The organism is Micromonospora sp. NPDC047620 (assembly GCF_043205005.1).
In the GTDB taxonomy this organism is placed as follows: domain Bacteria; phylum Actinomycetota; class Actinomycetes; order Mycobacteriales; family Micromonosporaceae; genus Micromonospora.
Genome location: NZ_JBIDDG010000016.1, coordinates 134,228 through 147,449 on the forward strand (window position 1 = coordinate 134,228; position 13,222 = coordinate 147,449).

General features: G+C 73.9%; 13 protein-coding genes. 6 read left to right on the forward strand and 7 right to left on the reverse strand.

Features of this window, described 5'->3' with window-relative positions:
* The first annotated feature begins 128 nt into the window (after positions 1-128).
* Complete coding sequence (locus tag ACGF5C_RS21265; protein ID WP_393304079.1) at positions 129-692, forward strand: hypothetical protein; 564 nt, start codon at positions 129-131, stop codon at positions 690-692.
* Positions 693-696: 4 nt separating this feature from the next.
* On the opposite strand, the gene ACGF5C_RS21270 is transcribed toward ACGF5C_RS21265, so the two are convergent.
* Genes ACGF5C_RS21270 through ACGF5C_RS21300 form a run of 7 tightly spaced genes read right to left on the reverse strand, consistent with a single transcriptional unit; the run spans position 697 to position 9,158 of the window.
* Positions 697-1,299 (reverse strand): hypothetical protein, encoded by a 603-nt coding sequence (locus ACGF5C_RS21270; protein WP_393304009.1) that lies wholly within the window; start codon positions 1,297-1,299, stop codon positions 697-699.
* A 13-nt stretch (positions 1,300-1,312) separates the two neighbouring features.
* Positions 1,313-2,482 carry a M23 family metallopeptidase gene (locus ACGF5C_RS21275; protein WP_393304011.1) on the reverse strand — a complete coding sequence of 390 codons (1,170 nt, stop codon included), beginning with the start codon at positions 2,480-2,482 and terminating at the stop codon, positions 1,313-1,315.
* Positions 2,479-3,036, reverse strand: a complete 558-nt coding sequence (locus ACGF5C_RS21280) for a hypothetical protein (RefSeq protein ID WP_393304013.1) — start codon at positions 3,034-3,036, stop codon at positions 2,479-2,481. Before ACGF5C_RS21280 ends, ACGF5C_RS21275 begins: the two co-directional genes overlap by 4 nt.
* Positions 3,033-4,976, reverse strand: a complete 1,944-nt coding sequence (locus ACGF5C_RS21285; RefSeq protein ID WP_393304015.1) for an MFS transporter — start codon at positions 4,974-4,976, stop codon at positions 3,033-3,035. The genes ACGF5C_RS21280 and ACGF5C_RS21285 overlap by 4 nt, the downstream gene beginning before the upstream one ends.
* A 1-nt stretch (position 4,977) precedes the next feature.
* A complete protein-coding gene (locus ACGF5C_RS21290; RefSeq protein WP_393304017.1) occupies positions 4,978-8,418 on the reverse strand; it encodes an ATP-binding protein in 3,441 nt (1,146 codons plus the stop codon).
* Between the two features lie 49 nt (positions 8,419-8,467).
* Positions 8,468-8,830 carry a hypothetical protein gene (locus ACGF5C_RS21295; RefSeq protein ID WP_393304019.1) on the reverse strand — a complete coding sequence of 121 codons (363 nt, stop codon included), beginning with the start codon at positions 8,828-8,830 and terminating at the stop codon, positions 8,468-8,470.
* A gap of 13 nt (positions 8,831-8,843) precedes the next feature.
* The gene (locus tag ACGF5C_RS21300; RefSeq protein ID WP_091101477.1) at positions 8,844-9,158 is read right to left on the reverse strand and encodes a hypothetical protein; all 315 of its coding nucleotides are present in this window, start codon (positions 9,156-9,158) and stop codon (positions 8,844-8,846) included.
* Between the two features lie 343 nt (positions 9,159-9,501).
* Here ACGF5C_RS21300 and folP point away from each other — a divergent pair, with 343 nt between their 5' ends.
* From folP to ACGF5C_RS21325, 5 genes are all read left to right on the forward strand, one after another.
* On the forward strand, positions 9,502-10,413 hold the full coding sequence (gene folP, locus ACGF5C_RS21305; RefSeq protein WP_393304021.1) for a dihydropteroate synthase: 912 nt from the start codon (positions 9,502-9,504) through the stop codon (positions 10,411-10,413).
* The gene (gene folB, locus ACGF5C_RS21310; protein WP_393304023.1) at positions 10,410-10,775 is read left to right on the forward strand and encodes a dihydroneopterin aldolase; all 366 of its coding nucleotides are present in this window, start codon (positions 10,410-10,412) and stop codon (positions 10,773-10,775) included. The genes folP and folB overlap by 4 nt, the downstream gene beginning before the upstream one ends.
* Complete coding sequence (gene folK, locus ACGF5C_RS21315; protein ID WP_357703490.1) at positions 10,772-11,296, forward strand: 2-amino-4-hydroxy-6-hydroxymethyldihydropteridine diphosphokinase; 525 nt, start codon at positions 10,772-10,774, stop codon at positions 11,294-11,296. Before folB ends, folK begins: the two co-directional genes overlap by 4 nt.
* Positions 11,297-11,315: 19 nt before the next feature.
* A complete protein-coding gene (locus ACGF5C_RS21320) occupies positions 11,316-11,858 on the forward strand; it encodes a DUF3180 domain-containing protein (protein WP_393304025.1) in 543 nt (180 codons plus the stop codon).
* Positions 11,859-11,977: 119 nt separating this feature from the next.
* Positions 11,978-13,192 (forward strand): ABC transporter permease, encoded by a 1,215-nt coding sequence (locus ACGF5C_RS21325; protein ID WP_393304027.1) that lies wholly within the window; start codon positions 11,978-11,980, stop codon positions 13,190-13,192.
* The last annotated feature ends 30 nt before the right edge of the window (positions 13,193-13,222 follow it).

Genomic DNA, 13,222 nt, shown 5'->3' on the forward strand with positions numbered 1-13,222 from the left:
GGGATGCGCGGCGGCGCTGCGCCGGTGTTGTCGTGGATCTCACCAATGGGGAGTGGTCCGTCACGATCCGCTGCATCTGGGGCATTGGGTCTCCGGCGCCCAGCCGCTAGCCTCAGAGGGTGGAATCAGTGCAGCCCCCCGCCGGTTCCCAGGTCTCCCGCGTACCGGCGCAACGGCCCCCCTCCGACCACCTGGCGCCGCCGTCGCCGGCCCCGGCGCCGGAGCGGCCGAGGCGCCGGGCGCGCACTGTGCTCACGGTCGTCGCGAGCATCCTCGCGGCGCTCTGCTTCGGCGGTGTGGCCGCTGGATACGTCCTCTACAACCGAGCTGCCGCCCCCGACCGCAGCGCGCCCGACGTCTTGGTGGACAACTACCTCCGGGCGTTCCTCGTGGACCGCAACGACACCCGCGCAGAGCTTTTCACCTGCCAGGAAGACACCGGGCTGAGCACGTTGTCCGGCCTGCGCAAGGAAATCGAGCAGCGCGAGGCCAACTTCGGTGTCGTGGTGCGAGTCAGCTGGGGACCTCTCACTCGGACCGAGACCGGAGAGGGCGAATCGGTCGCCACAACTCTATCCATCTCCAGCTCCGCCAACGGGCAGCCCCGTAGCAGTCGCCGAGAGGACTGGGTGTTCGACGTGATGGATGGCGAAGAAGGATGGCGGGTTTGTGCTGGCCGGAAAACGGCCTGAGCCGTCACTCGATCCAGAGCAGGTGGACCGGCACCTCCAGTGTGGTTGGTGACTGGCCCCGCCATGCCCAGCGGTACCACTCCACTTCAGGCGTGACCCGCACGCAGATGTCCCCGTCGGCGCCTGAGTAGGTTTCGGTGACCGCCCGCAGGTCCCGGTGCTCGACGGATTCCACGACGTGTACGACCCGGCGGCCGGTGACGGCGTCCGCCTCGAAGACCGGGGTCGGCAGACGGTGCGCCGGGGCGTCCAGGGAGACGAGACGGACGCCTGCCTCGCGGTCCACCGACGTGTCCGGCCGCCGGCTCCCCACCGTCTCCACCCAGACCCGCTCCACCGGGACCAGCGGCGCGAACACCTCCACCTGGTCGGACTCCGCCCGATACCACTCGTGCTCGGGGATCACGGGGACGTAGGTCCGGCTGCCCTGCACCACCCGCTCGTCGGCCCGCAGGTCACCGCGCCAGCCGAGCCCGGGCAGGCCGACCAGGACCCGCCGCCCGCGCAGCTCGACCCGCCCGGTGGCCGGCACGATCTCGATCGGCCGGGGCGGCCGGGGAGCCCAGTCGGGCTGGTCGGCGAACGGGTCGGGGAGCGGCTCGTTCATGACGGCCGGCGCCTCACGCCGCGCCCTTGAGCGGCGCACCCCGCGACCGCATGAACGGCACCGGGTCGATCGCGCCGCGGCTGCTGCGGTCCTCGTCCTTGTGCACCTCGAAGTGCAGGTGCGGGCCGGAGGAGTTGCCGCTGCTGCCCACCTCGCCGATGACCTCGCCGGCTCGGACGGTCTGGCCGACGGAGACCCGGGGCTTGCTCACCATGTGGCAGTAGCGCGTGATGAACCCGCCAGCGTGCAGGACGTCGACGAACCAGCCACAGCCGCCCTTGTCCGGCCAACCGTCGGCGTCGCAGCTGAGCCGTCCGCGATTGTCCGGGTCGCAACGGGAGACCAGGACGCGGCCGGTGGCGGCGACCCGGATCAGGGTGCCCTTCGGGGCGGCGATGTCGACCCCGTTGTGCCCGGGCCGGCTCGCCGTGCGGAAGCCCGACCCGACGCCGCCCGGGATGGGTGCTGTCCAACCCGAGGCGGCGATCTCCCCGCCGGCGGCGCGGTCACACGCCTGCTTCCCGCCGACGAGCACGGTCCGGGCAGCCCCACCGGCCAGGGCGTTGACGATCTGCGAGGCGACTTCCTCGTGCTTGGCGTAGGCGTCCGGGAAGGCGCTGATCTGCACTGCCTGGGCGGCCCGCGTCAGCGGCATCCGCTCCCAGCCGGGTACCTTGACCAGCTTCTCGTAGAACTTCCGGGCGGCGTACTCGGGCGTCATCCGCTGGGTGACGCTGCCCCAACTGGCCCGTTGCTGGAAGAGGCCGACAGAGTCGTGGTCGGCCCCCATGCCCTCGTTGGGCAGGTTCTCGGATTCGCCGACGGTCGGGTTCGCCAGGTTACGCAGCCGGGACTCCTGCATGGCGGTCGCCACGGCGATGACCCAACCGCGCGGCGGCACCTTCATCTCCTGCCCGACCTTGATGATCCGAGCGGCGTTGCGGAGTTCGACTTCGCCGTACTGGGACATTCGGGGCATGCTGCCCTGGATGTCGACCCGGAAGTCCTCCGTGCAGTCCAGGCTGGCCGACATCATCCGGTCACCCGCGTCACCGCCGAGTTCGGTGAGGAAGAAGGCGCCGGCGCCGCCGGTGCAGCAGAGCAGGGCGAACGTCGCGGTCAGCGCGGCGGCAAGGGCCCCGAGCCGGGGCTGTCGACGGCGCGATCGGGTCTTGTCGCTCATTTCTGCTCCCAGTCCACCGCGTCCACCAGCCACCGCCCGTCGGGCGCCACCAGTTCGAGGCGGAGCTGGCCCGCGTCGAGCGGGACCAGCACCTCGACGAAGTTCTCGGTCCGGGGCCGGAGCGTGACGTCACCGTTGACCTGCCCGGCTGGCACCCCCGACGGGTCGGCGCCCGCCAGTTTCTCGGTCAGCGCCGGGGTCGACAGGGGACGCAGCCCCTCCTGCCACTGGTCCGCCGTGACGCCCGGCTTGCCCAGCCACGCCGCGACGAAGCGCTCGGCGATCTCTTCCGGCGTGGGCTCACCCGCGCGGGTGACCGGGGACGGGGGTGCGCCCGTCGAGAACGCCCCGTCGTCACCGGCGGTCGGGGCGACGGTGGTGATGGGTCGGCTCGGACGGTTGCTGAGCCCGTCCGTCGGGTCGCCGGGACCGGAGATCAGCCGGGCCGCCCCGATGACCCCGAACACGACCACGGCGAGGGCGAGCGCGATGCCGAACCGGGACCGCAGCACCCGGGTGAGGAGGAATTCGACGGCCCGGCGCACCGCACTCACCGCGCCTCGGAGCGGATCCGCGGCGCGGGCCGTGCCGGCTCACGCTCGGCCGAGCCCGGACGGTAGATGACGAATGACGGGTTCTCGTCGGGCACGTCCGGCTCGGTCCAGGCGGCTGGCTGGTGCCGGCGGGGCCGGGGCGCGGCCGGGCGGGGAGTCTCCCGCTCCGCGGTTTCCGGTGCCTCGGAGGCCGACTCGCGGCCGTCCGGCCGCTGCCGCTCCTGATCGCCACTCGTGTGGGCGTGCGACGGGTCCTCCCGGCGGGCCTCCGGCCGCAGGGTGCTCTTCTCCGCCACGACGGCGCGGCGCCGGCCCATCGCCGGCTCGGCCGTGCCACCGGGCTCCGCCACGTCGAGCCGGGCGGCCGTGCGCATGTCCCGGAAGAAGCGCCGGTGCCAGGAGCCGGCCGAACTGACCGCCTCGCTGCTGTCCTTGCCGCCGAGTTGGGTGATCCGGCGGTAGGGACGCAGCAGCAGCCAGCCGACCACACCACAGAGCCAGACCAGCACCACCTGGAGCCAGCCCGGCAGCGTCGGCGTGCTCATGATCAGGTCGACCGCGAAGAGGTAGATGGCGGCGCCGGTGCCGAAGATGGCGATGTTGAAGACGGCGGCGACCACCGCGTTTCCCAGCCGGCGCAGCCCGGCGCTGGCCGGTCGCAGCAGGCCCACCGTGCCGAGGATCGGCGCGGCGATCACCGCCCAGCGGAATATCAGGAATCCCAGCAGCACCAGCAACGAGGCGGTCAGGTCGAACATCGCGAAGAGCACGGCGGCGAGCACCGCGATGAACCCGGCCCCGATCCGGTCCATGTCCCGGACCCCTTGGAGGTACTCGTACGCTTCCGGGTCCTCGGTCTCGATCTGCTGCGCCACCCTGGCCCACTGCTGCTGCTTCGCCTTGATGGTGGCCTCGCGGGTGGCCGGATTCGACCGAAGCTTCGCCGCTTCCTCCCACGAGAGCGACTTCGCGTCGTACAGAGCCGGGCCGTACTTCTTGGCGGTCTCGCTGTCGGCCGAGCCGAGCACCCCCCGCAGCCAGTTGCGGTAGAGCATGGCCTCAGTCGCCGTGTCACTGGCCCGGACGGCGGGCGGACGGTTGTCCTTGCACGCCTCGGGGTTCGGGTCGTCGCACTGACTGGGCGGGGTGTCCTTGGAAGCCGGGCCGACAGCGTCGTGCACCACACCCAGGGTGGTGACGAGGGTGCCGTCGGCGATGTTCGCCGACTTGACGGGCCAGGCGGCCAGGGCAGTCACCGCCACCATCACCAGCAGCGCCCAGCCCGCCGTGGTCATCGCGTTGCTCATGTCGGACTGGCGGGAGCGCCAGAGCAGGTAGAGACCGACCACGCAGAGCGTGACGATGCCGAAGACGCTGAACACCTTCTGATAGACGGCCTTGGTCGCCTGGTCCACCAGTGGGTCCGCCCAGCCCCACATCGAGCGCGGATCCCAGGCGCGCTCCCGGAGCGCGTTCGAGGCGCCGACGATCGCCGTGGCCATCATGAACTCGCCGTTTGCCACCGTGTTGGTGAACTTGTAGTCCGGGTGCAGCACCGCGGTCGCGCAGCCGCTGTCGACGTCGTACGTCGAGTAGCTGTAACCCGCATATCCGTAGTCGCTGTAGAAGCCCTTGGGACCTGGTTTCGTGGCCGACTCCGGACGTGAGGCGAACCAGCCAGCAAGCCCGGAGTCCGGAGCGCTCGGGGTCGGGGCGTTACGGCACTGGACTTCGTTCTCGGCGACCTCATTCAGCTTGGTGACGCAGGCGCGGAAGTCGGCCTGCCACTCCGGCGTGGTGCAGAGGTCCGCCGAAGCCTGGGCGGTCAGCGGTGTCGGGGCGGCTGCGGCGGCGCCGAGGGCCGGCCAGCCGATCGTGGCCCCGGCGAGGACGCCGAGTGCGAGAAGGAACGCCGCCAGCCGTGCCCGGGCCCCCGCCATCTCACGCCTCCAGGTTCGGCAGGACGGCCGGCAGTACCCCGGCGGCCGCGGCGATCGCGGCGGGAGTGGTGTCGAGGTGGTCCAGCAGCCCGTCGACGTACGAGACGTCGACCCGGACCTTCTGCACCCGACCGTCGACGTCCCGCATGACGAACTCGCGGAAGCCGAGCCGGGCGGCGGAGGTCGCGTCGGCGGTGGAGAGCGAGGCGAGGGTCGCCTCGTAGCCGTCGTCGACCGGCACCCGCAGCAGGCGCAGTGCTTCCGAGGCGATCTCCGCGTCCTCGGCGATCCGGCCGACGAAGACGGTCGAGACCAGGTTCTGCACGTCGAGGCCGAGGATGTCGCGCGGGTTCTGCGAGGCCACCAGCGCGGCGAGGTTCCACTTGCGGGAGTCGCGGGCGAGCCGGACCAGGAAGGAGCGGCCGGAGCGCCACCCCTCCATGAAGTGCGCCTCGTCCAGGCCGACGAGCTTGCGGGACGACATCGACCCGCCGTAGCAGCGGCGTACGGCCAGCCGGTGCGCGGTGTGCAGCATCGGCAGGGCGAGTGCCTCCTCGGCCGACCAGTACTCCCGCTCGATCTTCAGGTCGGGCAGCCGCAGCCCGGCCATGGTGATCACGGTGAGCGCCGCGTCCGCGCCGAGCAGCCCCTCCGGCGGCCGGCCGAAGAAGAGCATGGCCAGCGGCATCTCGGCGGTGTCCAGCAGCAGGTTGGCCAGTTCCCTGCCGGCGTCGTCGTCGAGTTGGCTGAGGCAGGCGACCACGTCGTCCAGGGTGGAGGTCTCCTCCGCCGGCACCTGGCGTACGGCGTGCCGGAACAGGGTGGCGGTGGACGCCTCGCGGGCCACCTGCGGCGGCACCAGCATCATGCAGATGTCCTGTACGAGCATCCGCCGCTCGGCGCGGGCGTTGGAGACGGCGATCTCGAACTCCCGGTCGCCCGCCGCCCCGCTGCTGAACTCGGTGCGCAGCGGGGTCGGGATCAGCGAGTACGGCGCCAGGGTGCCGTGCTCGGAGCCGGTCAGGTTCAGCACCCGCGAGTACGGCCGCAGCTCGGGCATGGCGCACAGCCGGGCCAGCGGGCCGGACGGGTCGAGCAGCGTCACCTGGACGCCGCGCCGGGCCGCGAGGTAGCCGAGGGCGCCGAGCAGGGTGGACTTGCCGCCGCCCGGTTCGGCGACGAAGACGGCGAGGCCGGAGCGTTCGCGCACCTCCATCGGGAAGTGCAGGTCGAGGAAGACGGGCCGGCGGCAGGTGCCCGCCGTCCGCCCGATCAGGTCGCCGCGCCGGTCACCGACCGTGGAGGCGGCCTGCGGAAGGGCGGCGGCGAGCAGGTTGACCGGCATCCGCCGGACGTAGCCGGTGTTGGCGATCGGCTCGCCGGGGATGAACTCGCGGGCCAGCCAGTCCTGGTTCTTCGGGTGTTGCAGCGAGATGCGCAGCTCCCGGGAGTAGAGCTGGATCAGCCGCCTGGCCCGCTCCAGGCACTCCTCGCGGGTCCGCCCGCCGACGGCGATCCGGTGCCAGCCGTGCGCCCGGGCGGAGTCGACCGGCAGGCCGGTCGTCATCTCGTCGCCGATCACCAGGGCCCGCTTGGCCAGCCGCTCCAGCTCCGGCGGGGCGTCGATGCCGTGTTCGGCGTAGTCGAGCTGCTGGGAGCGGATCATCCGGAGCCGGTGCTCGAGGTTACGGAAGGAGTCGCCGGAGCCGAGGATGTCGACCCGGGTGGAGAGCTCCATCGGCCAGGGCAACCGCTCGTGGAAGTGCAGCCAGGGCTCGTGCCGCTCGGGGATCTCCAGTGGTTCCATCCGGCCCACCGCCAGCACGGCGACGTGCCGCTCCTCGCCGGTCATGCGGTTGACCAGCTTGACGGTGGAACCGTACGGGGTGCGGTAGCGCTCCACCTGCTCGGTGAGGGCGAGCAGGTCGCCGCGTTCCCACCGGCCGTCGGTGATCGGGGAGAGCCGGCCGGGGGGCGCCATGCAGAGCGCCACGGAGCGGTAGAGCAGCCATTCCAGCTCCTGCGCGGTGACCCGCCGCCCGCGCATGCCGAACGCGCCCAGCACCTCGTCGAACTGCTCGACGGTGCGCCCGAGCTTGCGGCGCTCGCCCTCGGCCACGCCGCGACCGAAGGTGCGCAGCACCCGCTCGGTGAACGAGTCGCCGAGGGACCGCCGGGCGAAGGTGACGCCGAGGTAGGTCTGCCCCTCGGCGTGGTTGACCGAGAGCAGGTGCCGCTGCGCGGCCACCAGGTGGTCGGCCCAGCCGGCGGTGCCGGGGACGTCGGGCAGCGGGGACCGGGTGTGCCCGTCGATGGTGCGGGCCCACTCGTCGGCCGGGAAGGGTCGGGTGGTGCGCCGCAGGTGCAGCCGGAAGCCGGCCAGGCCGGCGTACTGCTCGGAGATCGCCGAGAGCAGCGCCTCCCGCTCCGCGTCCGGCCGGAACGCCCAGCGCACCTCCGGAAGCCAGTACCAGGCTGTGACGGTGTTCGGGGTGAAGGTGAGGTGGCCGGCGATCTCGGTGATGGCCAGTTCGACCGCCGGGTCCCGGTCGCCGAACTTGATCTTTGGCGGCTTGACGCGGACCGGCTTGGTGGGCTGGTTGCGCCGGCCGGCGGAGCGCTGGCGCGGCGGCGTCACGTCCCGCCCCGTGCGCTCCGGCAGCCGCTCACCGGCCCGCCGCGACGGCCGCTCCGGGGGCGCCGGGTCGAGTGGTGCCGGTGCGGGCGGCGGCGGGGTTACGTCGGCCGCCGCCTCGTCGGCCGGTGGGCGGAGCGTCGGCAGCCGGTCCCCGGGCTGGTGCGGCACCCGGGCCGACCGGGCCGGCGGCTCGTGGGCGACCGCTGGGGGCTCGTACGCGACGGCGGGTGGCTCGTACGCGACGGCCGGCTGCTCGTACGCGACGGCCGGGGGTTCGTACGCGACGGCCGGGGGTTCGTACGCGACGGCCGGGGGTTCGTACGCGACGGCCGGGGGTTCGTCGTCGGCGTCCGCCGGCGGCGGCTCCACGGCGGGCGCCCGGCCGGCCGTGCCGGTGGAACGGGCGGGCGGCCGGGCGGCGGCACGCGGCGGGGCCGGGGCGGCGGGGGCCGGCTCGACGGCGGCCGGCTGCTGCGGGATGGCCGCGTGCTCCCGCCCGCCGACCCGCGGCGGCGTGGCCGGCCGCGTGCCGGGGCGCGTCCCCCCGAACAGGTCGAGGAAGGGCGAGTCGATGTCGGCGCTGTCGGCCGGTGGCCCCGGGTCGACCGGCGGCGTCCGGCGCTGCACCGGGCGGGGCGCCTGGAAGACGCCGACGCCGCCGTGCCCGGGGGTGGTCACGAGGGCCGGGTCGAGGGCGACCTCGTCCCGCTCGGGCTCGTCCGGGTAGTCGAACGACCGCGCACGGTTACCGTGCGAGGCGATCGGGCGCCCGGCCGGGGAACCCGGCGTGGAAGAGCGACTCATGCGACCGCCTCACCCGCGTCGTGCGACTGCCTGATCGGCGTACGCCCGGTCATGCCAGCTCCTCCCGGATCCTGATCCGGCTGCCGACCAGGCGGGGGTCCCGCTGCTCGGCGGCCGGCTCCCGGGTCCGCCGCCAGTCGGTCAGCGCGGTGCGGATCACCATGCGCGCCGGCCGGTCCGGGTCGACGTACCGGAAGATGAACGAGGTGGTCACGATGGCAAGCGCGATCTCCCAGGCCGGGAAGAGCTCGACCCGCAGCGTGAACAACCAGTGGATGAACATGTAGAGGGGGACGAGCAGCATGAAGAGCCCGTACTGGGCGTAGGGCAGGTGGACCGGAAGGGTGTAGCCGGGCGGCCCGAGGTAGACCAGGCGAGCCCGGTAGATGTCGTCGTCGGTGCGCAGCCGCATGTCGTGCCCGCGCCTATTCGAAGATCAGGTCGATCAGGTAGTCGCCGATGAAGAACAGTGTGGCGGCTCCGGCGATGAAGGCGAGCCCGACGATCGCGATGGCCGAGCTGGTCAGCACCTTGGAGATCTCGCCCCGGCTGGCCCGCCCGATGAAGATGACGCCCAGCACGGCCAGCAGGATCGGCGCGATCTTGCTGGCGAAGAACGTGACGACACCCTCGGTGTCGATGCCTTTGGGCGCGGGCTCGGCGAGTGGAGTCGACGCCAGGGTGGAGAGCGTGTGGGCGGCGGCGGACGTCACCGTCTCCATCAGCTCGATGGCGATCACTGGAACCTCCCCAAATCGCGGCCGGCGGCGCCGCGGTGGTGCAGTAGGCATGCCTGGCGGGAACGGTGCTCACTAGCCGCAGCGTCGATGACCCTGCGTTCGTTACCCACCACGGAGGGTGGTGAGCTTTGGGCGGATTTTCCCGCTTCGGCCCTCCCTCCAGGCTTCGCCATCTCGATGCCGGGCAATTCCAAAGCGTACGGGCAGGCCCTCAATGCGACAAGCCGCGAAGAGTCTGCCCGATTCGGCCCGGACGACCGATCGTACACCCGTTCGAATGCGCATGTCACCGCCCTCGACCCGGCCCGCCCGGGGTGCTCCGGCCGACCGGTACCGTCTAGTCGTGACCGATCTGGTACGGGCCTCGGCCCCGGTGGTGATGGGCGTCCTCAACGTCACGCCCGACTCGTTCTCCGACGGCGGACGGTACGCCGACCTCGACGCCGCCGTCGGACACGGCGTGCGGCTGCGGGCCGACGGCGCCCACCTGGTGGACGTGGGCGGGGAGTCCACCCGGCCCGGCTCCGACCGGGTCGACGCCGACACCGAGACGGCCCGGGTGCTGCCGGTCGTCCGGGAGCTGGCCGCCGCCGGCGTGCCGATCAGCATCGACACCACCCGCGCACGGGTCGCCGAGGCGGCCCTCGCCGCCGGCGCGGCGGTGGTCAACGACGTCTCCGGCGGTCTCGCCGACCCCGACATGGCCCGGGTGGTCCGGGACGCCGGCTGCCCCTGGGTGCTGATGCACTGGCGCGGCCACGCCCGCGAGATGGGCGAGCTGGCCCGCTACACCGACGTGGTCGCCGACGTCCGCGCCGAGCTGGGCCGGCGTGTCGACGAGGCGTTGCGGGCCGGTGTCGCCGCCGACCGCATCGTGATCGACCCGGGGCTCGGCTTCGCCAAGACGGCCGCGCACAACTGGGAGCTGAGCGCCCGCCTGCCCGAGCTGCTGGAGTTGGGCTTCCCGCTGCTCTTCGCGTCCAGCCGCAAGGCGTACCTGGGCCGGCTGCTGGCCGGCCCCGACGACGCCCCCCGCCCCACGGACGGCCGGGACGCGGCCACCGTCGCCACCAGCCTGCTCGCGGTGGCGGCCGGCGCCTGGGGCGTCCGCGTGCACGACGTCCGCGCCACCGTGGACGCGCTCGCCGTCTGGCGGGCCACCGGCGCGCCCCGCCTGACGCCCCCGACCACCGGCGCGGCCCACGCGGGCGCCGGCCGGGCGGGCGGCACCGCCGACCACGGAGGAGACCGATGACCGACCGCATCCAACTGACCGGCCTGCGGGCGCACGGCCGGCACGGGGTGTACGACTTCGAACGCGCCCAGGGGCAGGACTTCGTCGTCGACGCCGTCCTGGAGATGGACCTGACCCCGGCGGCGCGCTCCGACGAGGTGGGCGACACCGTCCACTACGGCGAGCTGGCCGAGCGGCTGGTCGCCGTCGTCACCGGCGAGCCGGTCAACCTGATCGAGACGCTCGCCGACCGGCTGTTGACCGTCTGCCTGGCCGACCCCAGGGTCGAGGTCGCCACGGTCACCGTGCACAAGCCGGAGGCGCCCGTCCCGCACGCCTTCACCGACGTGGCCGTCACCATGACCCGGCGGCGCGACCGGTGACCCGGGCCGTCCTCTCCCTCGGCAGCAACCTCGGCGACCGGCTGGCGCACCTGCGCTCCGCCGTGTCGGCGTTCGGCGACGACGTGCTCCTGGTCTCCGGCGTCTACGAGACTCCACCGTGGGGGGACCAGGACCAGCCCGCGTACCTGAACGCGGTGCTGCTCGCCGAGGACCCGGCCGCGACGCCGCGCGACTGGCTGGAGCGGGCCCGGGCGGCGGAGCGCGCCGCGGGTCGGACCCGCGACCCGCAGCGGCGCTTCGGGCCGCGCACCCTGGACGTCGACGTCATCGCCGTCTGGGCCGACGACGAGCCGGTGGTCAGCGACGACCCGGAGCTGACCCTGCCGCACCCCCGGGCGCACCTGCGGGCGTTCGTGCTGCGGCCGTGGATCGACATCCAGCCGTACGGGCGGCTGCCCGGGCACGGCTGGCTGACCGACCTGCTCAACACCGGCCCGGCCGCCGCCGACGCCCTGGATCTGCGCCCCCGGCCGGATCTGGCGATAGAGTCGACGGCATGACCCAGTGGAGCCGGCCGGCATGACGCAGGCGCGATCCCCACGCCCGGGCGGGACGGGTCCGGACCGGTTCCGGATGGGCCCCACCCGGATCTCCACCCTGGTGGTGGCCGGCCTCGGCGCCGCCGCGGTGGCCTGGCTGCTGATCAGCACCCTCTACTACGACTACCTGCCCGACCTGCCGTGGCTGCCGGTGGTCACCCTGGCCGCGCTCGCCGTGCTGGAGGGGTACGCCGCGGTCAACACCCGGGGGCGGATCGAGCGCCGGCCGGGCCGCGAGCCGGTCAACCCGCTGCTGGTCGCCCGGTTCGTGGTGCTGGCCAAGGCGTCCTCGCTGGCCGGTGCGATCTTCGCCGGCTTCTACGCCGGGCTGACCGGCTGGCTCTTCGTGGAGCGCACGGACGCCGCGATGGACGACCGGCCGGTCGCCGGCGCCGGCCTGCTCGCCGGGTTGGCCCTGGTGGCGGCGGCGCTCTGGCTGGAGCGAGCCTGCCGCGTCCCCGAGCAGGAGGACGACGAGGACCGCGAGCCCGGCGACCGGGAGAACCGCTCCGGCCCGCGCTGATCCGGGGGGTTACGCCCGGCCTCCCGCACGGGTAGCGTGCCTGCGACCGGAGAGCAACGGCCGCCCCGGCCCGCCCGCGCGTCGGACCTGGACGAGCGGCCACGTGGGAGGCGGCGGCTATGGGGTACGACGAACCGGGGCGCGACGCGTCCACCGAGCCGTCGTCCGGCATCCCGGCCGCCGTCCTGGAGAACGTCTTCGACGACCCCGCGCACGGGGAACCCGGCCGAGACCGGTTCGCGGTCCACATCGTCTGGGAGTTGCTGCTCCTCGTCACGCTGGGCGTCGGGACGTTCCTGCTCTGGCGGGAGAACCCGGACGCGCTGCGTGGCGCCGGGCTGCGCTCGCTGCTGCTGGACGCGGTCGTGCTCGGGCTGCTTGCCCTGGCCGCCGGGCTGAGCCTGCGTACCGCCGCGGTGAACCTGGCGGTGGGCCCGGTGGCGGTCGCCGCCGCGCTGCACATGGCCGAGCAGGGCGACCGGGGCGTCACGGCGGCCACCGGGCCAGCCCTGGCGGTCGCCGCGCTGGGCGGGCTCGCCCTGGCGCTGGCCGTGGTGGTGCTGCACGTCCCCGGCTGGGCCGCCAGCCTCGCCGGTGCGGCGGGGGTCGTCGTGTATATCGAGCAGCGCTCCGCGCCGGTCGTCCCGCAGGGTGACTACGACCCGGGGCGCGGCGCGCTGCACCTCTTCGCCGGGCTCGCGGCCGTCGCCGTGCTCGGCGGCTTGTTAGGGGCGGTGCGGGCGGTCCGCCGGCTGGTCGGCCGCTTCCGCCCGGTCGTCGACCCGGCCCGCCGCCGCGGCGTGGTGGCGGCGGTGGTCGTCTCCGGCGCGCTCGTCTGCTCGACCGTGCTGGCCGCCCTCGCCGGCATGCTCACCGCCACCCACGCCACCGGGCCGGTCGCGCCCGACGCCGGGCTGGACTGGACGGTGCTGGCGGTCGGCATGGCGCTGCTCGCCGGCACCAGCGCCTACGGCCGGCGGGGCGGCGTGTTCGGCACCCTGCTGGCGGTGTGCCTGGTCGCGGTCTTCGTCGCGTACGCCCAGGCCCGGGGCTGGACGGTGAGCCGGTGGGCGGTCGGCGCGGCGGCGCTCGGCGTGGGGCTGCTGGTCACCCGCCTGGTCGAGGCGTACGGGCGGCCGGCGGTCGGCGCGGCGGCGGAACCGGTCCCGGTCGGGGACGGCCGGATCGGCACGGGTTGGGCGGCGCCCCGGCCCGACCCGGTCGGCGACTGGCCGCCCGCCCTGCCGGCGCAGTCCACCGAGAGCCCGGCGGACCCCTGGAGCGTGCCGCGGTGGGAGAGCGGGCCCCGCCGGTGGGAGAGCGACGACCGCTGAGCGGCCACCCCTGACCGGCCGCGGGGCGGG